The organism is Embleya sp. NPDC025285 (assembly GCF_055558835.1).
In genome coordinates, this window is the sequence record NZ_JBVHLU010000060.1 from 33,727 (window position 1) to 59,576 (window position 25,850).

The 25,850-nt window shown below is 70.4% G+C and carries 23 protein-coding genes and 2 pseudogenes; 14 read left to right on the forward strand and 11 right to left on the reverse strand.

The genetic code is table 11. The annotated features are described in order from the left end of the window. Positions 1–330 precede the first annotated feature (330 nt). The 3 genes from ACZ4FV_RS32550 to ACZ4FV_RS32560 all read left to right on the forward strand — a co-directional run bounded on the left by ACZ4FV_RS32550 (position 331) and on the right by ACZ4FV_RS32560 (position 3,416). A complete protein-coding gene (locus ACZ4FV_RS32550) occupies positions 331–1,350 on the forward strand; it encodes a bifunctional DNA primase/polymerase (RefSeq protein ID WP_465323961.1) in 1,020 nt (339 codons plus the stop codon). Then, positions 1,347–2,921 (forward strand): DNA primase family protein, encoded by a 1,575-nt coding sequence (locus ACZ4FV_RS32555; protein ID WP_465323942.1) that lies wholly within the window; start codon positions 1,347–1,349, stop codon positions 2,919–2,921. Before ACZ4FV_RS32550 ends, ACZ4FV_RS32555 begins: the two co-directional genes overlap by 4 nt. A gap of 111 nt (positions 2,922–3,032) precedes the next feature. Next, positions 3,033–3,416, forward strand: a complete 384-nt coding sequence (locus tag ACZ4FV_RS32560) for a DUF6009 family protein (protein ID WP_465323943.1) — start codon at positions 3,033–3,035, stop codon at positions 3,414–3,416. 295 nt (positions 3,417–3,711) lie between these two features. Here the strand turns inward: ACZ4FV_RS32560 and ACZ4FV_RS32565 are convergent. Further along, positions 3,712–4,071: pseudogene (locus ACZ4FV_RS32565) on the reverse strand (IS701 family transposase); the annotation flags it as partial. Positions 4,072–4,090: 19 nt separating this feature from the next. After that, entirely contained in the window at positions 4,091–5,086 is a 996-nt protein-coding gene (locus ACZ4FV_RS32570) for a protein kinase domain-containing protein (RefSeq protein WP_402242217.1), read from the reverse strand. A 736-nt stretch (positions 5,087–5,822) separates the two neighbouring features. On the opposite strand from ACZ4FV_RS32570, the gene ACZ4FV_RS32575 reads away from it, so the two are divergent. Both ACZ4FV_RS32575 and ACZ4FV_RS32580 read left to right on the forward strand, forming a co-directional pair. Then, positions 5,823–6,485 carry a hypothetical protein gene (locus ACZ4FV_RS32575; protein ID WP_465323944.1) on the forward strand — a complete coding sequence of 221 codons (663 nt, stop codon included), beginning with the start codon at positions 5,823–5,825 and terminating at the stop codon, positions 6,483–6,485. 788 nt (positions 6,486–7,273) lie between these two features. Further along, on the forward strand, positions 7,274–8,389 hold the full coding sequence (locus tag ACZ4FV_RS32580) for a DUF1963 domain-containing protein (RefSeq protein WP_395874423.1): 1,116 nt from the start codon (positions 7,274–7,276) through the stop codon (positions 8,387–8,389). Positions 8,390–8,834: 445 nt separating this feature from the next. Here the strand turns inward: ACZ4FV_RS32580 and ACZ4FV_RS32585 are convergent, their stop codons facing one another. From ACZ4FV_RS32585 to ACZ4FV_RS32600, 4 genes are all read right to left on the reverse strand, one after another. Continuing rightward, on the reverse strand, positions 8,835–9,653 hold the full coding sequence (locus ACZ4FV_RS32585) for a hypothetical protein (RefSeq protein ID WP_465323945.1): 819 nt from the start codon (positions 9,651–9,653) through the stop codon (positions 8,835–8,837). Between the two features lie 136 nt (positions 9,654–9,789). Then, positions 9,790–10,356 carry a DUF4145 domain-containing protein gene (locus tag ACZ4FV_RS32590; protein ID WP_465323946.1) on the reverse strand — a complete coding sequence of 189 codons (567 nt, stop codon included), beginning with the start codon at positions 10,354–10,356 and terminating at the stop codon, positions 9,790–9,792. Next, positions 10,353–10,514 carry a hypothetical protein gene (locus ACZ4FV_RS32595; RefSeq protein ID WP_465323947.1) on the reverse strand — a complete coding sequence of 54 codons (162 nt, stop codon included), beginning with the start codon at positions 10,512–10,514 and terminating at the stop codon, positions 10,353–10,355. Before ACZ4FV_RS32595 ends, ACZ4FV_RS32590 begins: the two co-directional genes overlap by 4 nt. Before the next feature lie 76 nt (positions 10,515–10,590). Continuing rightward, entirely contained in the window at positions 10,591–11,655 is a 1,065-nt protein-coding gene (locus ACZ4FV_RS32600; protein ID WP_465323948.1) for a site-specific integrase, read from the reverse strand. A 238-nt stretch (positions 11,656–11,893) separates the two neighbouring features. On the opposite strand from ACZ4FV_RS32600, the gene ACZ4FV_RS32605 reads away from it, so the two are divergent. Both ACZ4FV_RS32605 and ACZ4FV_RS32610 read left to right on the forward strand, forming a co-directional pair. Beyond that, positions 11,894–13,015 (forward strand): PP2C family protein-serine/threonine phosphatase, encoded by a 1,122-nt coding sequence (locus ACZ4FV_RS32605; protein WP_465323949.1) that lies wholly within the window; start codon positions 11,894–11,896, stop codon positions 13,013–13,015. Positions 13,016–13,570: 555 nt separating this feature from the next. Then, a complete protein-coding gene (locus tag ACZ4FV_RS32610) occupies positions 13,571–13,768 on the forward strand; it encodes a hypothetical protein (protein ID WP_402239386.1) in 198 nt (65 codons plus the stop codon). A gap of 265 nt (positions 13,769–14,033) precedes the next feature. Here the strand turns inward: ACZ4FV_RS32610 and ACZ4FV_RS32615 are convergent, their stop codons facing one another. Continuing rightward, a complete protein-coding gene (locus ACZ4FV_RS32615) occupies positions 14,034–15,029 on the reverse strand; it encodes a hypothetical protein (protein ID WP_465323950.1) in 996 nt (331 codons plus the stop codon). A gap of 228 nt (positions 15,030–15,257) precedes the next feature. On the opposite strand from ACZ4FV_RS32615, the gene ACZ4FV_RS32620 reads away from it, so the two are divergent. The 3 genes from ACZ4FV_RS32620 (at position 15,258) to ACZ4FV_RS32630 (ending at position 16,614) form a co-directional block, all read left to right on the forward strand. Further along, a complete protein-coding gene (locus ACZ4FV_RS32620) occupies positions 15,258–15,416 on the forward strand; it encodes a hypothetical protein (protein WP_402239381.1) in 159 nt (52 codons plus the stop codon). 96 nt (positions 15,417–15,512) lie between these two features. Continuing rightward, positions 15,513–15,698 carry a hypothetical protein gene (locus ACZ4FV_RS32625; protein WP_402239379.1) on the forward strand — a complete coding sequence of 62 codons (186 nt, stop codon included), beginning with the start codon at positions 15,513–15,515 and terminating at the stop codon, positions 15,696–15,698. 718 nt (positions 15,699–16,416) lie between these two features. Beyond that, the gene (locus ACZ4FV_RS32630) at positions 16,417–16,614 is read left to right on the forward strand and encodes a hypothetical protein (protein ID WP_402239377.1); all 198 of its coding nucleotides are present in this window, start codon (positions 16,417–16,419) and stop codon (positions 16,612–16,614) included. A gap of 316 nt (positions 16,615–16,930) precedes the next feature. On the opposite strand, the gene ACZ4FV_RS32635 is transcribed toward ACZ4FV_RS32630, so the two are convergent. Both ACZ4FV_RS32635 and ACZ4FV_RS32640 read right to left on the reverse strand, forming a co-directional pair. Continuing rightward, positions 16,931–17,173, reverse strand: coding sequence for a hypothetical protein (locus ACZ4FV_RS32635; RefSeq protein ID WP_402239376.1), 243 nt, complete (start codon positions 17,171–17,173; stop codon positions 16,931–16,933). 7 nt (positions 17,174–17,180) lie between these two features. Beyond that, complete coding sequence (locus tag ACZ4FV_RS32640; RefSeq protein ID WP_402239374.1) at positions 17,181–17,456, reverse strand: hypothetical protein; 276 nt, start codon at positions 17,454–17,456, stop codon at positions 17,181–17,183. Between the two features lie 387 nt (positions 17,457–17,843). Here ACZ4FV_RS32640 and ACZ4FV_RS32645 point away from each other — a divergent pair, with 387 nt between their 5' ends. Both ACZ4FV_RS32645 and ACZ4FV_RS32650 read left to right on the forward strand, forming a co-directional pair. Continuing rightward, positions 17,844–18,158 (forward strand): hypothetical protein, encoded by a 315-nt coding sequence (locus ACZ4FV_RS32645; RefSeq protein ID WP_402239372.1) that lies wholly within the window; start codon positions 17,844–17,846, stop codon positions 18,156–18,158. A gap of 541 nt (positions 18,159–18,699) precedes the next feature. Continuing rightward, positions 18,700–18,894 (forward strand): hypothetical protein, encoded by a 195-nt coding sequence (locus ACZ4FV_RS32650; protein WP_402239369.1) that lies wholly within the window; start codon positions 18,700–18,702, stop codon positions 18,892–18,894. Between the two features lie 723 nt (positions 18,895–19,617). Here ACZ4FV_RS32650 and ACZ4FV_RS32655 read toward each other — a convergent pair. Together ACZ4FV_RS32655 and mobF are read right to left on the reverse strand one after the other, a co-directional pair. Further along, the gene (locus ACZ4FV_RS32655) at positions 19,618–21,222 is read right to left on the reverse strand and encodes an AAA family ATPase (RefSeq protein ID WP_465323962.1); all 1,605 of its coding nucleotides are present in this window, start codon (positions 21,220–21,222) and stop codon (positions 19,618–19,620) included. Between the two features lie 330 nt (positions 21,223–21,552). Beyond that, a pseudogene (gene mobF / locus ACZ4FV_RS32660) lies at positions 21,553–22,725 on the reverse strand (MobF family relaxase); the annotation flags it as partial. A gap of 348 nt (positions 22,726–23,073) precedes the next feature. Between mobF and ACZ4FV_RS32665 the strand changes: the two are divergent. Together ACZ4FV_RS32665 and ACZ4FV_RS32670 are read left to right on the forward strand one after the other, a co-directional pair. Next, positions 23,074–24,675 carry a pentapeptide repeat-containing protein gene (locus ACZ4FV_RS32665; protein WP_465323951.1) on the forward strand — a complete coding sequence of 534 codons (1,602 nt, stop codon included), beginning with the start codon at positions 23,074–23,076 and terminating at the stop codon, positions 24,673–24,675. Between the two features lie 339 nt (positions 24,676–25,014). After that, a complete protein-coding gene (locus ACZ4FV_RS32670; protein ID WP_465323952.1) occupies positions 25,015–25,818 on the forward strand; it encodes a hypothetical protein in 804 nt (267 codons plus the stop codon). Positions 25,819–25,850: the final 32 nt, after the last annotated feature.

Below are 25,850 nucleotides of genomic sequence, written 5' to 3' on the forward strand. Positions count from 1 at the left end.
CCGGCCGATCGGTCGCCACCGACCCCGCATGAGGTCCGAAAAGAGAAACATATTTGCCTTTGTTCCCAGAAGGGAGGGACTGAAGGGACCGAAGGAATGACATGGGCGCGAGGTCGCCGAAACGCGGGTCCCTACTGCGCTAGGCTCTGGACACTCATCCGCAAGTTCAGTCCCTTCAGTCCCTTCAGTCCTTCCGATCAATGCTCCCACCAGCACGTTCTCTCCCGGACCGAAGGAATGCCCGACGACCGCCGACAAGGACCACTCGTGCGACGCCACGACGAGGACGGTGCCTCGACACCGACGCCGGGGACCGTTCGGTCCCTCGACGTGGCGCGCTGGTGCGCCCGCAACGGATGGCCCGTCCACCCCCTCGCCCCGGGCGGCAAGATCCCCGCCGCGAACTGCGACACCTGCCGGCACCGTCCCCACCCCCCACACGACTGCCCCTGCCCCCGGGCGGGCCGCTGGTGCCACGGCTTCCACGCCGCGACCCTCGACCCCGCCCGCATCGACGCCTGGTGGGGCGAGACCCCCCGACTCGGCGTGGGGGTCTCCTGCGGCCCGGCCGGACTCGTCGTCGTCGACGTCGACGCCCACGCCGTCCGGGTCCCCGGACGCGACCGCCTCCTCCCGGGCATCCCTGTCCACGAGAGCATCGACCTGACCGGACTCGACTCCGGATTCGACACCCTCGCCCTGCTCGCGGCCTACCACGAACAGCCCGACCCCGCCGACGACATCACCACCCTTCGGGTCAGGACCCCGTCGAAAGGCCTGCACATCTGGTACCGGACCACCCCGACCCAAGGCCCCTACCGCTCCTCGACCGGATCGAGCAACAAGGTGGCCCTGGCCTGGCAGGTCGACGTCCGCGCCACGGGCGGGTACATCGTCGCGCCCGGCACCCGCACCCCCGCCGGCACGTACGTCCCGCTCGGCACCGCCCGCACCCCGGCCCCCCTGCCGGACTGGCTCGCCGGCGAACTCGACAGAACCGGGCACAGCGTCCCGACCACACCCGCACCCGCCGGACCCACACCGACCCCGGTCGCGGCCGCGCGCCCCGGGCGAGGCGGCGCCGGGGTCCTGGACACGCTGGTCGCCGAGATCGAGGCCTGCGCCGCGACCCCCCACGGCGCGAGCTTCACCGAGAAACTCAACCGCGCCGCCTACACCGCCGGAGGCCTCGTCGCCGCCGGAGTGGTCACCGAGGACCGCATACGCGAACGCCTCCTCACGGCAGCCCGGTCCGCGCGCCCCCACCAGGAGCACCGCAACGAGACCGTCGTCGCCTCCGCCCTGTCCGCCGGCATGCGCCGGCCGCTCCACCCCAAAGGACGTCCATGACCAGCGCCGCCGACAGCACCCGCTTCGACCCCGTCGACGCGGCGCGGCAGATGCGCGAGATCCGGGACGCCGCCAGAGTGCCCGGCGTGCCCGCGCAGCACGGCGCCGCGGACCATCGGGACCCGCCCCCCGCGGCCGAGGGGCAACTCCCCACCCTGCTCACCGACCGCGGCAACGCGAAACTGTTCGCCGCGACGTACGGGGACCGCTTCCGGCACGTGGAGGGCCTGGGCTGGTACGCGTGGGACACCTACCGGTGGCGCCGCACCGGCGGTGAGAAGGCCGCCGTGTGGGCGGCCGGCGACCTCGCCGAACAGATGCCCGCCACCGACCCCGACGGCCGGTTCACCGACCGCGACCTCGCCGCGCACCGCCGCCGGTCCATGTCGACCCCCGGCATCAAGGCAATGTTGGCCCAGGCCAAGGCCTCGCCCGCGCTGGCCCTGGACACCGACGTCCTGGACGGCGACCCCTACGCCCTGTGCACCCCCGCCGGGGTCGTGGACCTGCGCACCGGGGAACTCCACAAGCCCGACCCCCTGCACGACATGCACTCGCGCGCCACCGGCGTCGCACCCGAGAACACGCCCACCCCGCGCTGGCACCGGTTCCTCGGCGACACCTTCGGCGAGGACGCCAAGGGCCGGGAGACCATCGACTTCCTCCACCTGCTCCTGGGCTACTCCATCACCGGCGACGTCGGCGCCCAGGTCCTGCCGTTCCTGTACGGCACGGGCGCCAACGGCAAGAGCGTCCTGCTGGACGTGATGACGCAGATCCTCGGCGACTACGCCCAGGCCGCGCCGCCCGGATTCCTCATGGAGAAGGGCAAGTTCAGCGAGCACAGCACCGAACTCACCGAACTCCACGGCCGCCGCATCGTGGTCTGCAGCGAACTCAGGCCCAACGACAGGTTCGACGAGGCCCGCGTCAAACTCCTCACCGGCGGCGACCGGATCAGCGCCCGCCGCATGCGCCAGGACTTCTTCAGCTTCACCCCCACCCACAAACTCTGGCTCCTGGGCAACCACCGCCCCGAGGTCGGCACCGGCGGCCACGCCTTCTGGCGCAGGATCCGCCTGATCCCCTTCGAACGCGTCGTCCCCGCCTCCCGCAAGATCGACAACCTCGCCAAGGAACTCGTCGACAGCGAGGGCCCCGGCATCCTCCACTGGCTCGTCGAGGGCGCCCGCCGCTACCTCACCACCCGCGACCCGCTCACCGGCCCCGCGTCGGTGCGCAGCGCCACCGAGGCCTACGCCACCACCGAGGACCACATCGGCCGCTTCCTCGGGGAACGCTGCACCCGCGGCGTCGAGGACGCCGAACGAGCGGACCTCCGCGTCGAACAGGGCCTGCTCTACGGCGCCTACAGCGCTTGGTGCAACGCCGGGGAGGGACTGCGCCCGGCCACCGCGCGCGCGTTCGCCACCCGTGTCCGCCAGGAGCTGGGGCTCGCGTCCCCGGCGGACATGACCAAGTCGAGCGGCCGCAAGTACTACCCCGGCCTGGGCCTGCTCCCCGAGGACGGCGACGCGCCCGGCCGCGACGACGGGGCACGTGATGCCTGAATCGCGCCCCTTCGAAACGTGCAGGCCGCAACTACCATGTAGGGGAACCCCCGGGGTTCCATCGATGTCACGAACGACCCGTTCGAACCCGTCAAGAAAGTGGGGCCGGCCATGAGTTCGCTACTGAACGAGGGCGATCTCCTCCACGAGGACTCCGTGGTGTGGCTGGAAAGTCCCGATGGCCTCGACTACGTGCGCCAGGCCCTCGACAAGACGATGCGCCGCCGCGGGAAGCCGCGCTATGAACGCGACGGCCGCCTGGTCGGGTACACCGAACTCGACAAGACCGCCGAGGCCGACCCCGACAGCGGCCTGCAACTGCGCAGGGTCTTCTTCCTCCTCCCGCACGACCGGGACAGCGAGCCGGAGGGCCCCTACCAGGCGGGCGCGCCCGGAGAGGCGGTCGACCCGCGCACCATCGCCCCCAGGCGCGTCGGCGAGAAGACCCCCCGCTCCCAGCGAGGCTCCGCCGCGATAACGCCGGCCGGCCGCTGAAGCCCGCACGAGGAGGCCACACTCCCGGTCCGAGGAAGGCCTGTGCGGGAGCAGCCGAGAGCGGGTTGTCCACCCTGTGCGGTGGTGTGGAGGTCACGATGGGTTCTCGGCCGTGGCGCAAGACGTTTTCGACCGTAGTCTCTCACCATGCAGTCCACTCGATGATCCACGACGGCACCGCACCTGCCGACTCGGGCGTCGCGCGGACCGGGTGTGCCGCTGGCTCCTGCGGGATTCATCTGGCCCGTATGCGGCTCCTTTTGCGGCGGGCCGCTGCAGTTCTTCGCCCATCTCCCGTCGAGTACGGCGTTCGCGTCGCCGGGTCGGTGGTGGCCACCACCAGTCGGGTCGTGCCGTCCGGGCCCCACCACCCGAGTGTCGCGTAGGCGGCCCACCAGGTCTCGGTGTGTCTGTCGCGGAAGGTGCGGATCACCGCGCGCCAGTCGCCGGGATTCCGCGATCCGCTCCAGGTCGGGACGCGGGCGGCGTCGACGGGGGTGTGGGCCTGGTCGGGGCGTGCCCAGGTCCCGTGCCGCGGCCTCAACGCCATCACGAACGGCAGTCCGGCGTCGGCGAGTTCACACCGGAAGCCGTCCTGGTCGCCGTACGCGCTGCCGGCTGCGACGGCGCGGGACGCGAACCCCGCATCGTGGGCGGCGGCGGGGCGCACCGCGTCACAGTGTCCGACCGCCGCCCGGCTCGTTCGGCCGGATGCTGTTGCCTCCGGAACGCCGGGCTCCGCCGACCCGGGAGTATCCGTTCACGGGGGTTGGTGCGGCGTCCGGGCCGTGATGCCCCATGCCGCGCGACCGGTCCACTTTGGCGCCGGCCGGTCCGGCCTCCTTCCCGAGTGCGGGAAGAACCCGGCGGGCCGGCAACGCTCCTCGCGCCGCACGTTCGGCGCAGCGCGCGACGGCAGCGATCTCCCCGAGGCGGGCGTGGGCCTCGTGCGCAGTCAGATGCTTTCGGTGGTCCCCGTGTGCCAGATCGCCGATGAGACCAGCCAATTCGGAGCCGGCTCCGGCGTCCAGCGCAAGCCTGCGGTAGGCACCCGGAACAGCCAGCTCGTGCACCCGTTCTTCCGCAGTGATGGGGCCGCACAACATTTCGGCGAGCGCATCGCCCAGACCCCCGACGTCGTATGCCACCCCGTGGGCGCGCCGACGCGGGGAAAGGTCGGGGTCGACCGCGGTTGCCTGTCCGAAGTCCATGATCCTGAGGACGCCGTCCTCGCCGAGGAGCATGTTTCCGCCGTGCAAGTCGTTGTGGTGGATGCCCGCGTCGTGGATCTTCGCCAGACCCGCGGCGGCCTGTTTGCCCAGCTCCGTGACTTCCCTGGGGGTGAACCTACGGCCTTCTGCGACAAGTTCGCGCAGGTGGCGGCCTGTGATCAGCTCGGTGACGGCGAACGGCAGACGGGGGCCCAGCGCTGCGTAGTAGCCCAGCGTACGGACCACGTGGGGGGACGGCTGCACGCGCTTTCCCAGCCTGACTTCGTGCATGAGGTCGCGGTGGACGTCGACGCCGTGGAGGTCGAACAGCGTCTTGAGCGCCACGCGGGTCCCGCTCCGCCGGTGGACGGCAGCGTAGACGACCCCCTGGTGGCCTTCCCCGATCGGGTCCGGCGAGAGGAGTTCGAGGCCGTCGGGCAGGAAGCTTGCTTCGGTCACGGGGTGCGGTCACCCCCCTCGGCGCTTGAGGCGACGCCGAAGCCGACCCGGCGCCATTGACCGCCGATGCTGAATCTGCCTCGAAGCACGACTCGTACGGCACCGACCGCCCGCTCTGGTTCCAGTGCCGGGGGGCTGTGCCCGGGTGTGCGCGGCGTGTCGGCGGCCTCGGCGTACGAGGCCGATGATCCGTGGCGCGCCGTTGTCGCCGAGAACGATGTTGCCCAGTTGGAGGTCTCCGTGGGCCACCCCGGCGGCGTGTATGGCCCAGGGCCTCGGCTAATGGCCTGCCCACCTCGACGGCCTCGGACGACCCGAACCTGCGTCCGGGTACGGGATGTCGCCGAGGCTCGATCCCTCGACGAGTTCGGTGGGGACGCACGCTGGTCCGGGGCCGTCCGGGCCGAGGTCGTGGGCGACGGTGCCGACCACATACGCGAGTCCACCAGACCCCCGAGTGTGACGTCTTTGGCGAGAGCCCGGCTGCTGCGGCCGGAAGGTGGCGCGCGATGGCTCTTGCCGACTCCCCCGGCACAGCGGTCCACGCAACCCCTCGTCGGCTACATGCGAATCGACGCAACGCTAGCACCTGGTCCCGACGCCCCGGCGCATCTGCGTGATCATGCCTGGCAGATGCGGGATCGGGACAGCGGGTTGTCCAACCTGTGCGGTGGTGTGGAGGTCACGATGGGTTCTCGGCCGTGGCGTAAGACGTTTTCGGCCGTAGCCTCTCACCATGCAGTCCACTCTGATGATCTACGACGGCACCGCGCCGGCCGATTCCGGCGTCCTGCGGACCGGGGGAGTGCCGCTGGCTCCTGCGGGATTCAGCTGGCCCATATGCGGGTCCTTTTGCGGAGGGCCGCTGCAGTTCTTCGCCCATCTTCCCGTCGAGTACGGCGTTCTGTCGGTGTTCGTGTGCCAGAACGATCCCGGCGCGTGCGAGTTCTGGGACGCGACGTCCGGCAGGAACCGGGTCCATCTGTTCCCCCGGGAGGAACTGCGGCCGGTGGAGGTGCCCGCGACGGGCGTGACGCTGCTGCCCGCCACCTCGGCCATCCGCACCCACGTCGTGACGATCGACCCCGCGGAGGACGGCGATGACGGCGATGACGACGAAGTCGCGCCCGACGCGTACGACCTCGCCCGCTCGGGGTGGAAACGGGAGCCCGAAGAACGATTCGGGAGGCAACGCGAAGTGCTCGGGTCACTCGGAGGCAGCCCCTCCTACCTCGAGGACGACCGACTGCCCACATGCCCCTCCTGCACCGGCACGATGGAGTTCGCGGCACACCTGGAGGAGGGAATCTCCGCGCAGACCGCGATGAACCTCGGCGGCCGGCTGGGCTATGTCTTCGTCTGCCGCGCCTGCCGCGAAGGTGCGTTCCTCACGGACTGAGCGGCACACCCCACGCAGCCGACGCTCCGTCAGTCGCCCACCGGTGACCGACGGAAGCTTGGCGCCGGTTCCGTTTCGATTGCGGTCGGTTGCCCCTCACTCGGCGGGGTGCTCGACGATGCGGCGGGCGACCTCAGGGGGCTGCGGTCGAACCTCCCGGCGAAGACGGTCGTCTTCACCCTCTCCTTCCACGATGGTGAAAGACGAGGTCGACTCCCTTGTCATCCACGAGCGGAGTCGAGACGTTCAACTCGCCTTCCGTGGCGAGAATGCACAAGCCGCTACCGGATACTCGGCTGCCTTTCCCATCCGTGCGGATGGCCGGGCTTTCGTCAACGCATTCCTCGTCTGCGATCACAAGGCGAATCCACCGAGCGCGCGAAGAGCCGGGTGGCCGCGTGTCGGAGACCGCGCTTGGACTTATGGCCGTTGCGATCCTCAGATGTCGTTCACTGTGTCGGGATCGCGCCCGATGCAGCCGCGTTGCGTCGCCGCGCGAAGCCCAGGAGCGCGTCTGTCGACGTGAATACCTCGAACCCCAGGCGCTGAAGCGGGCCGAGCGGTCCCGCCAGCGCAGCGAGGAGGAGAGAGCCATGGGGCCGCCTTGGTCGACCTGAAGGCCCTCCGGCCAGTACGCATCGGCGACTGGGCCTGGAGGACCGCATGGTGCCGCCGTCCTGCGTGATGTGATGTCGGCGAACGTAACAGACTGCGCCGGACATGGGGGCACTCGATGCCTGACCACACCTGAGAAGCCTCCTGTCCTCATGGAAGGAAACGAGTTAGCCGTGACACTGGATGATCGGGTACCGGGTCGGAGGGCAACGGACGATGACACGCTCCGGCGTGGCGTCGAGATAATCGGCGGTCCGTTCAAGGGCACGACCGCGACGCTGGACAGCGTCGAGGACGGACACGTCTGGGCGCAGGTGGACCTCTTTGGTCAGTGGACGCGGATGTCGCTGCGTCGTTGTCACGTGGTTCTGCCCCGGGAGTTGCACCGGTTCGGCATGCACACCACCCGGGCGCGGCCGGTCGATCCCGCCGGTCGTCTTCCGGAGTTGCTGCCGATGGCGCGGACGGCGACCCGGCTGCATCCGTGCCCTGGGGTTCCGTCGCCGTCGGACAGTTCGGTGGGTGGACCGTTGTTCTGGCCTGCCGTCGAGCCGTGGCCGACCTGTTCGATACCCCATCACGGCCGGGTCGACGTCGTGAGTGAGCCCCGAGGGCCAGTGCCACTGGTGCCGATCGTCCAGTTGTACGCGCGGGACGTGTCGGAGTTGCCGTACCCGCCCGGGACGGATCTGCTGCAGGTTCTCTGGTGTCCGTTCGATCACCCGGATGAGGATGGGGGCTGCTGGCCGCGGCCGGTGCTGTATTGGCGGAACGAGGCCCGCGTCGGTGCCCGGCCGGTCGCCGGTACGCCGGAGCCGTACGAGGACGTTCCGTTCGGGACGGTGCCGCGGCCGTGTCTCATCGATCCGGAGCGGGTCGTCGAGTACCCGAGCCCCGACGAACCGGAGTACCCGTTCGAGCGTCACAGCCGGATGGAGGCTGCCGAGGCGGCGACCGGTTGGTCGTACTCCCGCCATCTGTCCGTGGCACCGGGGGTCAAGGTCGGTGGTTGGCCGGGTTGGGCCCAGCCGCCACTGTGGCCGGAGTGCGCCTGCGGTCGTCGGATGGAGCATCTGCTCACGGTCTCCAGCCGGGAGTACGACGTGGAAAGCGGCAAGCGCTGGGCACCGATCGAGCATGTCGGCGTCGACATCGATCCGCGAGTCGACTCGATCGGCGGGGGCTTCAGTCCCACCGATCTCTGCATCGGCGACATGGGTGGAATGTATCTTTTCGTCTGTTCGAGTTGTCCGAGCATGCCTTGGGCGTACCGCTTCGACTGCTCCTGAACGGCACCATCGCCCGAGAATCCTCGGCAAAAATCCCGCTTGCGGTCCTGAACCGAAACCACCGTTCAAGAACCCGCCTCCCACCTGACGCGCCCGCGCCCGGACCCTCGTCGCCCACCGCGTCGCCGCGGCCGGCTGGCCCGTCAGCCACCGCCCGCCGACGACGGCCTCACCCTGGGCATCGCCGGCCCCGACGCCGACACCCGCATCAAAGCCCTGCACAAGGAACTCAAGCGCATCCGAGGAGACGCTGCAGAAAATCTTCGACCAGTACCCCAACGGCATCGACCGATCAGGACCAAATCGGTAGCCGGCGCCATGGCTTGGCACGTCCCCCACGATGCGACGTGCCGAGCCCTACGTTTCCCCTTCTTCCGGAGGTAGGTGCTTCCGCCTCCGGGTTCTGACCTCGGATAGGACCGGGATATCCGAGGCCAGCGGCGAGCTACGGCAGACGCGTGATCGCGCCGGAGACGAACCACTGCACGAGGGTGGCGGCCGCGTGGACGGCGGCGCGGGCCTCTTCGAGGGTTTCCGGGCGGGTGGGGGTCTGCTTGCCGTGGCGGGAGGTCTGGCCGTCCCACAGCAGCTGCATCATCACCCGCGGTACCGCGATCGGGTCGGGCGCGGTCGCGACGGTGAACTCGAACGTGTTTGGCACGCTCCTGAGTTCGCCGAGCATCGTGCCGAGCGTGGCCTTCGCGTGATTGGGCTGGACGATGGCGTGGGCCGCGCATTCCACGGCCTTGATGGAGTTGCTGTACGACACGCTCGGGTCGGGGTCGAGCCCGTAGACGGCCGTCCACGCCGCAGTGAGGTGGTCGGCGGCGGAGCCGGCAGTGGTGGTGTCCGCGGCCTCGGTGACCGTCTCGCGCACGGCGGAGGTGACCGTCGGGTCCACCCGCATTTCCAGCCCGTCTCGCATCGCGTTGATGTGGTAGGCGGATCCGGCGACTTCGAGGTACGTGTCGAGGGCTTGGCGTGCGTAGTGATCGACGGTATGAGGCTCGGACAGAGCTGCGTCGATGACGTCCAGGAGTGCGAGGTCGTTCAGGGACGTCAGGACGTACAAGTCGTTCATCTGGGGGTGGGCGGGGATCCGCAGCCGCATGCGGATGATTTCGGCGCGGGCGGCGTTGACGGTGTCGTGCACCCACCTCTCCAGGACGTCCCGGAGATGGTCGGGGACGCCCTCGTACAGCGTGTCGTCGAACTCGGCGTGTCCGAGGCGGACGGACAGCGTGCGCCAGGGTGTGCTCGTCATGGCTCGGGAGGCTACTCGCGATCTTCCGGCGTTCGGAGGGGTTTTCGGCGGTGCGGCTTCCGCTTCGCGTTAACCACCTCGGATAACATGCCGGATCCGAGGCAGTTGCCGGGATTCTGGGGATCCCAAGGAACACTCAGGTCTTCTGCTGCGTGGCCTTGTGCGCCGCGCGGCGGGCGCCGCGGGCATCCTTCATCCGCTTGCGCTGGGCGGGCTGGACGTACAGCAACTCCGTCGCCTCCTCGATGAGTTCGGCGACGTCCGCGACCTCGTCCGAGGCGTACGCGAGGCCGTCGTGCAGGCTGTCGTTGCCCAGGTATCGGGCCTCGTCGAAGGCGTCGGCCAGGTCCTGGGCGATCACGCCGCGCGTGGCGAGGTCCTTGATCTTGGCGAACAGGTTGTTGCCCTGCGCGCCCTGGTCCTTGCAGATCTCCTCGACGGTCGCCCGATAGCCGGCGCCGGCCAGCCGGTAGGCACCCACTCCCTCCGCCCTGGACGCCTCGACGAACAGGTCGCGGATCTTCTCCGGGACGTCGGGAGACAGCTCGCGCGGAGCGGCAGCGGGCCAGATCACTCGGCGCTCGGACACGACGGCGTCGTCCTCGTCGTCCTCGGTCCAGAACCAGGTGACCAGTTCCAGGATCGTCCGCCCGCACAGGTCACAGGTCCACGCCTCCTCGTGAATGGCGCCATCGGGGATCACGACTGTGTTATACGGAGCCGGGGACTGATCGTGCGCTTGTTGCGCAGGGTCATCCCCACGCCTACCGCGCACTCGGGGTGCGGGCAGATCCCCGTCCGGGAGTCGATGTGCTTGCTGTACATGTCGGTGTTGTTCGAGCCGAACGTGGTCGCTGCCATTCGGGTACCTAGCCACATCGGAGGGGACCGCGTCTACCGAGTTCACCGTTCCGGAAGCACGTGCTTCCCGTCGGCCTCAGACGAGGTCGGCGGAGCTGTTGTCGTTCCAGCCGTCCTCGATCTGCATGTAGCCGTGGAGGGAGCGGGAGTGGCGGGCCCAGCCGCCCTGGTCGGCGATGGCGACCGCGTCGCGGCCTTTGCGGCGGGCCATCGAGGCGTGGCCGACGCGCAGCGAGTGTCCGGTCCAGGCGACCGCGACCCCGGCCCGGGCGCTCACGCGCTTCACCGCGCGGGTGATCGAGTCGGGGGTCATGCCGCCGGTGACGTGGCCCCACCGGTCGATGCCGACGAACGCGGGGGCGTCGGGCGCGGACCACTCAAGCGGTGCGTCGGCGGCGAGTCGGGCGCGGTAGGTCTCCCAGGCCCGGACCGGGCAGACCTCCGGATCGTACTGGCGCAGGATCCGGGCGTCGCGCACCGAGTGCTTCGTCTTGCCGGTGAGGATCGACACGACCAGGCCTCGCGGGTGCAGGGCGACATCGCGGGCGAGGAGGCCTGCGGGGTCCTGGGCGCGGGAGGCGTAGTGCAGGCCGGTGAGGACCAGCGCACGGTCGCGGTGTCCGGTGAGGGTGTCGGGGCAGGCCCGGACCACGGTGTACAGGTCCCCGGCGTTGACGCCCTTGGCTTGGCCGCGTCCGCGCCGCTCGCCCTCCTGCAGGAGCCGCACGGTGAGGCCGTCCAGGGCCTTGCGAGCCTCGGCCTGGTCGTCGCGGACGATCCGCACACCGCGCTCGCGCAACCCGACGACGACCGCGGCGAGGATCGTCGAGACGGACCGCGGCGCGTAGCCAGTGCCGTCGAGGCGGCCCTCGCGCAGCATCCACGCGACGAACGCCACCAACGAACCGCGGCCGCCCTCGTCGACCGGCAGGCCCTGCGCGGTGGTGAATCGCTCCCAGGTCCGCCAGGCCTTGTCGTAGGTGTCGGTGGTGTTGGTCGGGACGATCGCGGCGCCGACGGCGTCGGCCAGGTCCTCCGCCTCGACCAGGCGGCGGGCGACGTCGACGCCGTGCCGCTCGGCCCAGCGCGTCACCAACTCGTCGCGGCCGCCGTCCGGAGCGCCTTCGAGGACGTGCCTCACGGGCGGGTCTCCCTCACGTGGTGACGCGTCCGGTTTGTCGCGTCGGATAAGGGGAGCTTATCCGACGCGATGCCAACCCTGTTGGCCTTATTCACGAGGAATAAGGTCCGGCGCCGTCCAGAAGTGTCCGATGTCCGACTCCCGTACCCAAGACTCTCCTTCGACGCCACCACGACGACAGGGGGAACACGTGGGCAACCCGGGTAGGTTCGGACGCCCGAACCTTCCAGAGGGTCCATTGAAGGACCTGAACGAGGCACTGCACCATCTGCATCTGTGGGCGGGCCTGCCCTCGCTCGACCAGATGAGCGGGCTCTGCGGGTGGCGGATATCGCGCAGCACGCTCCACACCGCCTTCACCCAGGCGCGCCTGCCCAGATGGGACACGGTCGAGACGTTGGTCGAGATCCTGGGAACACGGGCTCGAAGCACCACACCGGAGCAGGAGATCCCACGGTTCCTCGAACTGTGGACCGCCGCATCCGACACAAAGCCTGGCGACAGCGCCGCCCGGGAAGAAACGCCAACCTCGTCGACGGACACGGACCATGTGTTGATCAGGTTCGTGGCCGCGGCTCAGGAACGAAACGCGCGGGAACAGGAGGATCGAGAGGCCCTCCTCCATCTGCAGTGGGCAATGCTGCACGCCGACGTGGTCGAGACTCCGGGAATCACCATCGCCACCCGCTACCGCCCCGCCATCTACTGGTGCATGGGCGGAGACTTCTACGACGTCATCCCCCTGCCCGACGGTCGAACCGGCGTCGCCGTGGGAGACGTCATGGGCAGCGGACCGAGCGCGGTCGCCCTGATGGGGCAACTGCGCGCGGGCATGCGGGCCTTCGCGTCGATGGGCCTGCCGCCCCAAGAGGTGATGGAACGCTCGAACAACCTCATGCTCGGCATCTCGGGGTCCTCGTGGATCGCGACCGGCGTGTACGGAATCGTCGACCCGGGCACCCGACGGTTCACCTTCACCTCGGCCGGGCACCCTCCGCCGCTCCTCCGCGCGCCGGGCGGCGCGAGCGGAGTCGCGTGGGGCAACACCGGCCTGGCCTTCGGAGTGGCGGACAACCCGAACTATCAGGCTACGGAAATGTCGTTGCCGCCGGACGCCATGTGTCTGCTGTACACCGACGGCCTCATCGCCCGGCGCCAGGAGAACTTCGACGCAGGACTCGCACACCTCCTGAATCGCTTCTCCGCGTCCACCGGCCCGCCCCCGGCCGTCTGCGACGCGCTACTGGCGCACCAGGCCCCCGGGTCCGACGAGGACGATCGGGTCCTCCTCGCCTTCACCCTGGACAACGCCTCCGAATCCGTCGGGATGTCGCCGAGTTCGACCACACCATCCGGGTGATCGCCTCCACCGGCGACCTGGAGAGCGTCCCCCTTCACGCCTCCGACCCGACCTCCCGGACACCCCGGCGGACAACCGGAGGACAGCGTGTCCGGACAGTGTCCGCGCAGGTCCGGGACGTCGCGGACGAGTGGACAGGACAACCGGGACAACGGTGTCCGCCCCACCCGGGACACCTTTTTGTCCGTTTTCACTTGCTCTCGTTCTCACCGCGCGAGTTTCGGAAATCTCAAGATTTTTTCGGGGCCTCCTGGGCGGAGGCCGCGGACAACTGCAGGACAACGTGTCCCCCGCTTGTCCCCCCGTGTCCGCGCAGGTCCGAAGGTGTCCCGGACACTCCGGCAGGACAGCGCGGACAAGGGTGTCCCCCGTGTCCGCACACCCTTGTCCGCGTTGTCCCCCCACCGTTCGCGCAGGTCAGAGCGTCAACAGCCTCCGTGGAACGTGGCTAGTCTGCTGTTGCCGCTCAACGGGCCGCCGCCGGAAAAACGGCGACGGCCCCCGGTGCCAGCCGGGAGCCGCCATCTCTCACATCGGTCCGAGAAGGAGACACTCATGCCCACCGACGAACCATTTCCATGCTGTCACGCCGATCCGGCACCGGCTGTTCCGGCCCCGCGCTCGCGGTGGCGGCGACGTGCGTTCACCGCGCTCGGCACCCTCGTACTCGCCGTGCTGGTGGGCGTCGGTCAGGAGACCGGACGCCATCTGGTCACCGATACCGCATCCGCCGTCGCAAGCATCACCGAGTAACACACACCCTGGGCCCGCCTCGCGTTCTCCTCGGAACGCCGGGCGGGCCCGGCCGCTCGACTAAGCGCACGTGCTTCCCCGTCGGTCACCCCGTGGTCCCTTGCGTCTCGGACGATGCCGGGGATCAGGCGCATGCGCAGGGCCAGGAGAATCAAGGCGCTCACCTGGAAGATCAAGGTGTGGTGACGCACCCACATCGGTACCCCGCTCACGGGCCACGTCCCCACCACAGCAACGGCAGTGACCAATCCCGTGGGAACGAACCTCAATCCCGCCGCGGGCTCGGCTTCGGCGCCGGGGCCGAGCCCAGCATGATGTCCTCCCACTCGCGCGATCCCCGCCGCAGGCTCGGCTTCGGCGCCGGGGCCGAGCCCAGCATGATGTCCTCCCACTCGCGCGATCCCCGCCGCAGGCTCGGTTCCGGCGCCGGGGCCGAGCGCAGCATGAGCTCTTCCCACTCGCGCGATCCCCGCCGCCGGACTTCCTCCCCAGGGGTGCGCGGGGCTGGATCGGGGTGTGTTGCCGGGGTGGGAACACATGCGACGGCGGGCGTCTCCGCCGGGGTGGCCTCCCGCGCGAGGGTGTGGACTTGGCCGCGCAGGACCTCGACCTCGCGGCGCAGGTGTTCGGCGATGGTGCGTTGTTCGGTGAGCTCGTGTTCGAGGTTGCGGGTGTGGGACGCGGCGGCGGCGAGCTGGCCGTCTTGCCGCTCGACGCGGGTGCGGAGCTCGTCGCGTTCGTGTTCGGTGGTGGTCTTCTCCGCCTGCAGGCGGGTGTTGTCGGCCAGCGCGCAGTCGAGGTCCTCGCGAAGTTCGGCGAGATCGAGGCCGAGGACGTTGAGGGCCCGGGTGGTCTCGCATCGTTCGCGGTCGCCGCGGTTCTGCTGTTCGCGCAGGAGCGCGGCGAGTTCGTCCTTGTCGCGGGCGAGACGTTCGGCGCGTTCGCGCCACGCCTGGGCCTGGTGGTGCGGGCGGGCACTCGCGTCCAGCGCCGCGCGTCGCAACTCGTCCAACCGTTCCGCCTCCTGCAGCGCCAGCGGCGCGCCGCGTTCGGCGAGGAACGCCGCGAGCGTATTCAGGAACGAGGCGGGTGCAACGCGCCGGCCCTGGAAGTAGCGGGTGACGACGGAGGCGTTGGTGGGGATGGACGCGGCGAACTCCCGGCGCGAGGCGCCGCACCGCTCGAAACACTCCTCCATCGCAGCCCCGTAGACCGCCGCCCCCGGCTCGACACCGTCCCGCTCGGGCGTCTCCTCGATCATGCCTGCCCCCTTCGACACCGTTCCCGTTCCCGATTCAAGCGGGACTGTAAGCCGTGCCGTGCGAGAACCCGAAGGTTTCCGCACCGGGAACACCCCGCCTGCCGAACGATGCCTTGCCAATCCACCGGGAACACCCCGTTCCCCCTGCCGCAGCACCCCACAAACGCCGGACGCTCGTCCCGTGCCCGGTGACCACCCGGCACACGACGAACGAACGGAGAACCCGACATGCCCCGACCCCGCACCTCCACCGCACGCAGCACGCGACCCTTCCTCGAACTGCGCGTCGGCGGCCTGCGCCTGACTGTCCAGCACATCCCCCACCGGATCATCGCCGTCGCCGCCGCCGTCCTCGGATCGGCAGGGACGTTCTGGCTCGGGCGGTGACCCTTCCGGAACCCGGCCCCGCAAAGCCCGCCTCCATGGGGCACAACCCGGCGACGCGAGAACGGCAGGTCGCCCACAGGGGTCCCGGCCTCCTACGTGGACGCGTTGTGGGAGGAGACCAAGGCGGCCGGGCTGAACCCCACCACCGGCCGCAAGCGCGGCAAGAAGCCGGAGAAGCTGCGCAAGCAGTCCGGACACTCGGCGAACTCGCCGGTGTTCTGGTCCTACGTCGAGGACGGCGAGATGTGGGAGGACGCCGCCACCGAGGGCCTGGGGCTGTAGACCTCGCCTCGGATTTCGGGCGCCCCGACGAACTGCCATGTCACCCGTTTGAGTGAAGTCGCAGGGGGTCGAGGCGACGAAGATCGAACGCTCGCGGGGGCGCCTCGGTGGACGGGCGGGCGTTGTGTCGAACCGACATCGACACCTTCGACACCGTGTCCGCACCACTCGCGGACATGTCCGCAGATGTGTCCGCCCGACACCTTGCCCGTACAGGTGTCGCGACAAGGCGCGGACATGTCCGCCTTTTGTCCGCCGCGTGTCCGCGCTGGTCAGCGATGTGCCCGCTCGCCGACGGGCGTGCCCGCCTCACAACCGGGGCGGACAGTGTCCGCCCCGGTTGTCCCGACACTGTCGGCGCTGGTCAGCGGCGTGCACGACCGCCGACGAGCGTTGTCGGGCGGACAACCGGCGCGGACACGCGGACTTGTCCGCGTGTGTGTCCCGACATGTGTCCGGCAGCCTGTCCGCGCCGGTCGAAGCGGCGTGTCGGCGGTACCGGTCCGAGACCGTGTCGGGATAAATCGAAGGGATCTCCGATCGGCCGAATCAGCCGGTTCCACCGCAGGTCAGAGTCACGCGGAGGCCCCGAGCGCGCGGCTCGGTGTGCTTAGGGTTGTGCCTGTCGAGCTCACCGGGCCGCCGCCAAAAAGGGCGACGGCCCCCGGTTGCCGCCGGGAGCCATCATCTCCAATCGGTACGACAGGAAGGCACACACATGCCCACCGACGAACCACTTCAATGCTGTCACGCCGCCCCGGAACCGACCGGGACGCCCCCGCGGTCGCGGTGGGGAAGGCGGGCGTACGCCGCGCTGGCCCTGCTCCTGCCGGCTCTGCTCAGCGGCATCGGTGAGGAGGCCGGTCATCACCTGGTGTCCGGCACCGTCTCCACCGTCGTGAGCATCACCGAGTAGTTCCTCGACACCGGGCTCGTCCCGCGTTCCCCCTCGGATCGCCGGGCGGGCCCGGCCGCGTTCGGCGGCATGGTCGACGACACCTTCGGCCCCACGACTCCGCGCGTCGGCCGACCGGCCGGGGAGGGGCGTCGTCCGGCGACCTCGGGGGATGGGTCGCCGGACGCACAGCCCCGACCACGGGGGACGGTCGGCGCACACACGCACAACGAGCCGCCGTGCGCCCGGTGACGCACGCACAGCCGTGCGTCGGGCTGTGCGCCGCACTGCGCACAGGTTGTGCGTCACGCACGGGCCGGGCGCACAACTGTGTGGCCTACGCGACGCGTTCGGGTTCGTCGTCGTTCTCGGGCGCACAGGACGGCAGGGGGCAGGTGCCCTCTTCCTCTCCGCAGCGGCCCAGGGCGTTCAGGATCTCGTGGGCGAACGCGTGTGCGTCGATCCGGCCGTTGCACGCGCCGGTCTCCGGATCGTACGTCGGCAGATAGAAGCCCTCCCGGTTGATGACGCCGGTGCCGCGAAAGACCGCGAAGAGAGTCGAGTAATCCCCACCGTGCATGTTTCGCCTACCTCTTGGTGGTGAACGGTGGAACCGAGACCGGCGGGGCCTTCTCGTGCCACTCCGGCCGCACGATCTCGAAGAGCTTGCGGGTGCCCTCCTTCGGAGCGAAGAAGGGTGACGACAGGCACGCCGCCGCATGCTCCGGGGACTGGACCGGCAGGACGATCGAACGCCCCGCCTGATCCATGTGGCACACCAACAGCCATGGGGTGTCCTGGGCCTCGGCGAGAACGGTGTCGAACGTCCGCTCGCTCGCCTTCGGGTCCGTCTTCCTCGACATCGTTGCCGAATCTCCTGGGTCGACTTGAATGCGTCGACCTCGACAACGAGCCCGCCCCTGCGGGCGGCACGCGGCCTTCCGGGTGACATCGCGGCCCGCCCGCGTCTTCCCCGGCCGCCGGCCGCACCCCTTGATCGGACCGGGCACGTGGGCCCGATCACGTGCGTGGGCTGCGGCTTGGCGAGGTCGGGCCTGTAGGGGCGTCGGCCGGGGTGAACCTACAGCCGGACCTACACGTCGAAGCGGGCCCGCCGGGCGACAACCCGACGTTGTCACCCGCCCGACGGCCTCGCGCACGTGCGCGTATGGGAACAGTCCGAACATTCCGAAGACCCCTCACCGAGAACGGGTCGCCCCGGCGGCGGGGCCGGCCGTAGCGTGCCCGGCATGACTGTCACGGGCACCAACGAGACCAAGGACTTCCCCGACGCGCAGCACGCGGCGATGGCGTTGAGCGACGCGTTCCGCGAGCGTGACCGGGCGCGCTTTCTGACGCTGACCGCCGACGAGCGCGGCGCGCAGCTGCTCGCGCGGCACGAACTGGTCACCTACGTGACCGCGTTGTGGGAGGACGCCAAAGCGGCCGGGCTGAACCCGGCGCTGAATCCCGAGTGGAAGGGCGTGGCCGGCATGCTCGACGTCCTGCAGGAGCTCGGCAGCACCGCCACGTTCCTGCTGCACGAAGGCCTCGACGACGAGTAGCGGCGCCAGCGCGAGACGAAGAAACGCACACGTCGCGACCGTCGCTTAGTCAAGTCCCGGGACTTGACTAAGCGAGTGGCCGATCGGGCGTCCGGGCTGCTCAGGGCGGGGATTCGAGGCCTCGCGCGCGTGCCCGCGCGCGAGGGTGGTCTTACAAGTCTCACAACCCGGCCGGCCCGGGGTCGCCATGGTCGGACTCCCATCGGGCCCGGGCCTGTTCGTACAGCCGCTGCAGGATCGGGTCCAAGGCGTCGGCGACCGGCTGCAGCATCTCGGCGGCCCGGCGTCGATGCCGGCCAGGACCGCCAGGAGGTCGCGCACGGCGGCGCCGGTTGTCTCGGTGACGTCCGGTCCCCAGTCCCGGTTCGGCCCGTCCGCCACCGTCTGCAGGCGCTCGACGGCCTCGCCCACCTGGCAGGCGACCGCGGGGGGCGGGGGATACGGCGCCGCGCCCCGGTTTTCGTCACAGTTCGTCACAGGCTGCGGGAGTGGCGAGCGTCCTCGCCGTGCGGAGTACGGGCCGGCGGGATGTCCTGAAGGCATGGACGAGCATCCGATCGTGACCCTGACCCACCGCGTGATGGCGGTGACCGGCCTGGACCAGGCCGCCGCCGAGCAGCTCGTGCGTCAGGTGTGGGAGGCGGGAGTCGCCGAGGGCACGCGACGGATGGCCGCCGATCTCGCGGCCGCGCACCGCGAGATCGCCGAGCTGCGCGCCGAAGCGGGCCTCGACTGAGCCGACGGTCCCACCTCGGAACCACCGTCTCGGGCACCCGCGACACCGTGACGCAGGCATACGCGCAGGTCGACGCCTCGTGTCGAGGCGTCCGTTCAGGGCGAGACACAAGATGTCGGGACCTGGCACGCGCCCGCGCGCCCGCGATGGACGGTCCCATTGGTCCCACCATCGCGACGGGGGCGGCCGTGGGCGAGCACAGTCGCAGGCCTGGACCGGCGTCGCCCGACGGTGCCCACCGACGCGGGCGAGACGGTAGGCGAGGGCCCGCCGGGGATCGGGGCCGGCGGGAGAGGCCCCGATGCCGCCGCAGGTGGCATGGCGCCGACAGGCGATACGAGACGGCGGCCGCCGCAGGCGTGCCTACCTCGGCGACGCGCCAACGTCAGGCGGCCCAGCGGGGAGGGTCATCGGCGTCGGATCCTGCGAATCGCCCGATGCCCTGATCGTCACCGGATCGGGGCGTGACGATTAGGGCGTCGCCTGCCCCGTCGCCGGGGGCCTCGCGTGGCCCGTCGTCCTTGGATACGACGCCCGGTGTCGGGCATTGCCGCAGGTGGGCGGGCTTTGTACACCCTGTCGGACGCGCAGTCTGTATATGGGATTTGTCGTGAGCAATCCCAATCCACCCACGCTGCGGCGGCCGGGCCCCAGTGGTTTCGCCATGGCGTTCTCGTCGGTCGTCGACGGTCTCCTGTTCCCGTGGCCCGGTGCCGTGCGTGCCTACATCGAGAACCCGCGGCCGCCGTGTCCGGGTCCCTGGTGGGCCGGCAGCCTCGGGCGCCGGGTCTGCTGCAGCTGTTGCTCCTGGCGGCGTTCGCGGGCGCGTTGCTCGCGGCGGTCGCGTTCGATGTCGACGCGGATCGCGTCCTCGGCGGCGAGCCGGTCCGCGGGCAGCGCGGCGCGGATGCTCGCCTCCTCGCGCAGGCCTCGGGCGCGTTCGACGCGGTCGGCGTAGGCGGTCACCGCGCGGTCCAGGCGCTCGGCGCGGTCGGCAACCGGCCCCAGGCGGATCCGGGTGGTGTCGTCCTCCAGCGCGTCCAGCGGCAGCCAGGTGTCGGTGCGCCGGCGGGCGCGGGTGATGCCGGGGTAGATGGTGTAGGCGTCGGCGCCGGCCGCGTACACCAGCGCGACGTCGCTGGTCAGTCCCTGCGCGGAGGCGATCGTCATCGCGTAGCCGTGGGTGAGCTCCCCTTCGGCGATCGCCGAAGGGCTCATCCACGCCTGCGTGAGCTCGGGCCCGTCCGGGCCCGGGGCGCGCCAGGCGATCCGGGCGCCCAGCTCGGGATCCTGCTCGGTGACGACGGCCCGGTAGCCGTTGAGGACGTCCGCGCCGGCGCCGCGCCGGGAGCGGTAGTCGTTGGCCCGCACCCGCACGACGTCGCCGACCGCGAGGGCGATCCCGGGACCGTAGTCGACGTCGTCGCCGACGAGTTCGCCGCCGGCCCGGGCCTGCGCGCGGGCACCGGCGTTGAGCATGTCCACGTCCGCGTTGCGCCCGGCGAGCAACAGCACGTCGTCGATGCGGTCGTGCGGGTCGGGGATGTCGGCGCGGGCCTGGGCCCAGGCGGTGAGCATCTGTTCGTGGGCCTGGGCGGGGCTGTCGGTGGCGTGGACGTGCCCGGCCGCCGCCAACGCGCGCAGCGCGCCCCGGCGGTCGCCGTCGCGCCAGGTCTGCAGCGCGTCGCGTTCGGCCGCGTCGACCTGGCGCCGGTTCTCGCCCAACGTGAGGCCGTGAGTGAGGCGGTGGACCTCGGCGAACATGCCGCCGACGCCGATCGCGCGCAGCTGCTCGGGGTCACCGATCGACACCACCTTGGTGCCGGTGCGGGCGGCCTCGACGACCAGGCGGGCCATCGCGCGGTCGTCGACCATCGCGGCCTCGTCCACGACCAGGACGTCCACGCCTGCGAGTCCCTGGCCGCGGTCGATGCGGGCGAGCCACGAGGCGATCGAGTGGGAGGGGATCGCCGCCTCGTTGAAGAGGTTCTCGGCCGCCACCGATGCGGTGGATGCGCTGGCGACGACCAGCTCTTGGGCTTCCCAGCCGGTGCGCGCGGCCGCCATCAACGACGTCTTGCCCGCGCCGGCGACGCCGACGACCGCCTCGATGCCGTTCCCGCCGGTCAACAGCCTTTCGAGGACGTCGAGTTGTTCGGGGCTGAACCGCCACTGCTGGGAGGTCTCGCGGATCTGGACGGCGGCGGCCGCGACCTCGATCGGGACGGCGGCGAACCTGCGGCCGCGCATGCCGTCGATCGCGTGCGCGGCGATGGTCGCCTCGGCCGCGACGATGTCGACGGTGGTGTAGCGGGCGGCGTCGGACATGTGGCGTTGGCCGCCGCCCGGCAACGCGACGACCCACTCCTGCAGTTCGAGGACCTGGTCGGCGAGTTCCTCGGCCTGGGCGATGTCGGTGACGCCCTCGCCGCACTCCTCCAGCACCGCGGCGAGGACGTCGACGCGGGTGACGACCTTGCGGTGGCTGGTCAGGCCGGTCTCGGGATCCCAGATCCGCGCGGCGACGTCGGCCGGCGAGGGCAACCGCGGCGGGCCTGCGGGTGGTGTGCCGGGGCCGGTGGGGTGGTGGCCGTCCCAGTCGGGGGCGGCCTCGGCCACGACCAGGTCGACGTCGCGGCCCGCCAGCTCGGTACCGCGCTCGCGCCACACCACCCGCGTCTCGTCCTCGCCCACCGCGAGCTTCGCCCGGCGGGTCGCGGAACCCACGCTCTTCCCGGCGCCCGGGCCCAGGCCCTGTTCGGCGACGCTCGCCCGGATCGCCGTCGAACGGCGGCTGAACCCCAGCCGCATCGACTCGGGGATGCCGACGACCTCCCACGCCCCGCCGGGCACCCGACGCTCCCACCGCACCCCGAACCGCTGGGCGGTCAGGGCGCGCATGCGGGCCTCGGTGTACGCGTCGGCGACGCGGGCGTGACGGTGCAGGTCTCGGCCGCCGGCCGCGATGGTGCGCCATTTCCCGTCGTCGGCGTGGGCCATGTTCATCACGGTCAGGTGCACGTGGAGATGCGGGTCACCGGGCGAGTGCCGGGGCGTCTCCTTGGCGGTCGCGCTCTCCTCGGCGTCCTGCCCCTCGGTCCGTACTTCGGTGGGGGCGTCGGGGACGGGGCGGGCCGCCTGGTGAAGCATCGCCCAACCCAGCAGGCCGGAGGTGTCGCGGCGTTCCGCGCGGCGGCCGCCGCCGTGGTGGCCAGCCATCGCGTACGCGCAGGCGTCCTCGAGGTAGGCGGCGCTCTCGCGGACCGCCTCCATGTACGTCTCGCGCAGCTCCGCGCCCAGCTCCGCCGGCGCCGTGCCGAACAGCACCGACAACGACTTCGGGCATTCGAGGGTGACGTCGAACCCGAGGTTGCCGACGGTCACCTTCGCCCCGGCCCACTGGTGCGCCTCGGCCACCGAGTCCGCCCCGTACACCGCGTCCAGGTCGATGCCGGCCGCCCGCGCGAGCACGCCCAGCTCCTTCACCGGCACCTTGTGCGCGTCGCCCTCGTTGACGAGTCCGCGTTCGAGTTGGGCGTATCGGCGCAGGCGTTTGGTGGGGGCGGTGCCGTGGTCGAGCAGCCCGGCCGGGGTGGTGCCGGCCGCCTCGGCGGCCGCGCGCATCGCGTCGACGAACGCCCGCGCGGGGAGTTTGCCGCGCGGGTCCAGTTCCTGTTTGCGGGCCACGAGCTGCTCGCCGGTGCGTGGGTCGCACCCGGCGGCCAGGGCCCGGGCCTTGTCCCGGTCGGCGTCGGTGAGCAGCAGCGTTCCGGGCTCGATGCCGACGTCGCGCAGGCCTTCGCCGAACCACTCAAGGGGCTGCTCGGCGGCGAGCCGGTAGTCGACCGCGCAGCCGCAGGCCGAGGAATGATCTTGGTCTTTGGCGTGTCATGGTGGGCGGTGTTGTCGTCTGCCGTGGAACTGCCAGCGGGTTTCGACAGTCGCTGTCAGCGGGTTGGCCACGCAAAATGTCAGTGAACCTGATGGACATCAGGTAACCGGAACCGGGTTCATCGCTCCGCAACCGCAGGATCACTCCGGGTCGTCCCCGGTGGCATGACGTCGCCTCCCGGTCCTTCGCCCACACCGCCGCCCTGGCCGCACTGTGCAGAGGGCACCGACCCGGTCCTCGACCCCGTCGGCTGCCGAGGCGTGCACGTCGCCGGACACACACGGTGCTTGACCCACCTCGATCCCACCGATCGGGCCGCGTATTTGGCAACCCTGACCCCCGGGTCCGACGTCGACCACCGCAGCACCACCTTCGACAGCTTTCTCCTGACCGCGCTCCTGGACGCACTTCGCGACCCCGCCACCACCCATCCCCATCTCGGCAACGCCAACTTCCGGGGCGCGACGTTCACCGCCGGCGCCTACTTCCAGGACGCGACCTTCACCGCCGACACCGAATTCCGGGACGCGACCTTCACCGCCGACGCCTACTTCCGGGGCGCGACCTTCACCGCCGACGCCTACTTCCGGGGCGCGACCTTCACCGCCGACGCCTACTTCCAGGGCGCGACCTTCACCGCCGGCGCCTACTTCCGGGACGCGACCTTCACCGTCGGCGCCTACTTCCACGGCGCGATGTTCACCGCCGGCGCCTACTTCCACGGCGCGACGTTCACCGCCGACGCCTACTTCAACGGTGTCGTGGTCGGTGGCAACGCCAGCTTCACCGGTGTGAGGTTCGAGTCCCTGGCGGTGTTGGGACCATTGTGGTGCTGGGAGGAGTTGGACCTGTCAGGAGCGGTGTTCGGCGCGCCGGTGGTGATCGAGGCCGCGGCCGGGGAATTGCGGTGCGGGCGGACCCGGTGGGAGGCGACCGCGACGCTGCGGCTGTGGCACGCCGATCTCGACATGAGCGGAGCGGTCCTCAACTTCCCCTTGGCAGTGGTCTCGGCCGCCGCGGGCACCGATCCGGTACGGGTGTTGAGCGTGGACGGGGTCGACGCCGCGCACCTGGTGCTGACCGACACCGACCTCACCGTGTGCCGGTTCCTCGGCGCGTTCCACCTCGACCAACTCCGTCTGGAAGGCGACACCCGGTTCGCCCGCACACCGCCGGGAACGGATCTGCTCCGCGGCATACCCCTGCGGTGGACCGACCGCTTGGCGCTGGCCGAGGAACACCACTGGCGGGCCCTGCCCACGCATCGTCCCCGCCTGCGCGCCGGGTGGACACCCGCACCGCCATCGCCCTCCGGCTCCCCGTCCACCGTGCCCGGGCCGGCCGCGCTCGCCGCGCTGTACCGCCAACTCCGCAAAGCCTTCGAGGACGGCAAGGACGAACCCGGCGCCGCCGACTTCTACATGGGCGAGACGGAGATGCGCCGCCTCGACCGGCGCCCCGGCCGCAACCGTGCCGAGCGCGGACTCCTCACCGCCTACTGGGCCCTGTCCGGCTACGGCCTCCGCGCCTCCCGCGCCATCACCTGGCTGCTCCTCGCCATGACCGCCACGGTGCTCGCGATGATGCTCTGGGGCCTGCCCACCGACGACCCCAAACCCCAGGTCGTCGGGAAACAGGTCACTCCCGGACAGGATGTGCGACTCACCGTCGACACCCCCGACCCGGAGCTGACCGGCTCACCCCAGGAACGACTGACCGGCAAACGCGCCGAGAAGGCCACCCGAGTCGTTCTGAACTCCGTGGTCTTCCGCTCCTCCGGCCAAAACCTGACCACCACGGGCACCTACGTCGAGATGGGGTCCCGCCTCCTCGAACCCGTCCTCCTTGCCCTCGCCGTCCTCGCGATCCGAGGTCGCGTCAAACGCTGAACTCGCTGACATTTGGTCGTGGCGAGAAGCGCTGTCACTGTCGCGACGGCCGACAGGTGTTCGGTGTCGTCGGCCACGAAAGTGTCGGACGACAAGTAGATGTCAGTGCGAACGGCGGAGTCCTGTCAGTGCGTCGGCAGAGTTCGTGTCAGTAGGTGTCGGCGAGGTTCTTGCGGTCGGCACCGACGATGTATCGGGTGTCTCATCGACAAGGCGGAGGCTGTACGCGACGCCGGGCGCGAGCGTGTCGACCGTCGGGCCGCGGTCGACGAGTCGGGCCGTGGCGGCCACAACCGCCAAGAGCGCGCCCGCAGTCGGCGATTAGGACATCCTTGATGCATGCCGAACCTCTCATCCCTCGCTGTCGGGGTAGCCGCCGAACTCGCCGTGGGTGCCTTCAGCAAGCCCGATCTGAAGATCCTGTTCATGAAGGCCGGTCTGGACGGCCACATGCCGGACAACCCCTACGGCAAGGGCGAACTGGTGACGGACACCGTCGAGGCTGCGCGTCGAAAGCGCGCGCATGACGAACTGCACGAGTTCGTACGGCTCGTCGGTGAGAAGCTCGCCCCGAAGGAACCGGAGGTGATCGAGGACACCCCCTTCTGGAAGCTGCGGGAAGCGGTCCGCGCGGGTGGGTTCGACCTGGTCGCCGAGTATGCAACGGCCCCTGGTCCAGGCAGTGGGGAATCCCTCAAGAAGGTGCGTCTTCTGCCATTGGACGAACCCCACGCGCCCCTCAGTGAAGTCATCACCGCCGTGCAGGCCGACTTCAACCGGCTCAGCATGACCAATGCGGCCGAGGCATACGAGGAAGCCGTCGACTGCCTGATCAGGAAGAACTACCGCGCGGCCAACGGTCAGATGCGCGCGATGTTCGAAGCCGCCCTGACCCACTTCGCGGACTCGAAGGGATTCGGTTCCACCGCCCAGGGCGTGGGCGGGTCGTCAATCACGTACCTGATTGATCAAGGCCATCTTCCTCTGGACGATGGGGGCATGTACCTCCGGGGCCTCTGGAAGATCACGCACACCAACGGCCCGCACCCTGGCACCACGGACGCGGGCGAAGCGTACTTCCGGGCCCAAGCCCTCACCAGCGCGGTGCGATACCTGATCGACCGGTTCGCCCCCGCGCCCTGACAACGAGAAGCGCCACCAACCCCGCTGACAAC

Coding starts and splice junctions, on each gene's coding strand:
- ACZ4FV_RS32630 (WP_402239377.1), top strand. CDS start 16,417: ATGCCCACCGACGAACCACTTCAATGCTGTCACGCCGCCCCGGAACCG.
- ACZ4FV_RS32555 (WP_465323942.1), top strand. CDS start 1,347: ATGACCAGCGCCGCCGACAGCACCCGCTTCGACCCCGTCGACGCGGCG.
- ACZ4FV_RS32635 (WP_402239376.1), bottom strand. CDS start 17,173: ATGCACGGTGGGGATTACTCGACTCTCTTCGCGGTCTTTCGCGGCACC.
- ACZ4FV_RS32655 (WP_465323962.1), bottom strand. CDS start 21,222: ATGTCCGACGCCGCCCGCTACACCACCGTCGACATCGTCGCGGCCGAG.
- ACZ4FV_RS32560 (WP_465323943.1), top strand. CDS start 3,033: ATGAGTTCGCTACTGAACGAGGGCGATCTCCTCCACGAGGACTCCGTG.
- ACZ4FV_RS32610 (WP_402239386.1), top strand. CDS start 13,571: ATGCCCACCGACGAACCATTTCCATGCTGTCACGCCGATCCGGCACCG.
- ACZ4FV_RS32575 (WP_465323944.1), top strand. CDS start 5,823: ATGCAGTCCACTCTGATGATCTACGACGGCACCGCGCCGGCCGATTCC.
- ACZ4FV_RS32615 (WP_465323950.1), bottom strand. CDS start 15,029: ATGATCGAGGAGACGCCCGAGCGGGACGGTGTCGAGCCGGGGGCGGCG.
- ACZ4FV_RS32595 (WP_465323947.1), bottom strand. CDS start 10,514: ATGGCAGCGACCACGTTCGGCTCGAACAACACCGACATGTACAGCAAG.
- ACZ4FV_RS32670 (WP_465323952.1), top strand. CDS start 25,015: ATGCCGAACCTCTCATCCCTCGCTGTCGGGGTAGCCGCCGAACTCGCC.
- ACZ4FV_RS32650 (WP_402239369.1), top strand. CDS start 18,700: ATGGACGAGCATCCGATCGTGACCCTGACCCACCGCGTGATGGCGGTG.
- ACZ4FV_RS32640 (WP_402239374.1), bottom strand. CDS start 17,456: ATGTCGAGGAAGACGGACCCGAAGGCGAGCGAGCGGACGTTCGACACC.
- ACZ4FV_RS32620 (WP_402239381.1), top strand. CDS start 15,258: ATGCCCCGACCCCGCACCTCCACCGCACGCAGCACGCGACCCTTCCTC.
- ACZ4FV_RS32645 (WP_402239372.1), top strand. CDS start 17,844: ATGACTGTCACGGGCACCAACGAGACCAAGGACTTCCCCGACGCGCAG.
- ACZ4FV_RS32585 (WP_465323945.1), bottom strand. CDS start 9,653: ATGACGAGCACACCCTGGCGCACGCTGTCCGTCCGCCTCGGACACGCC.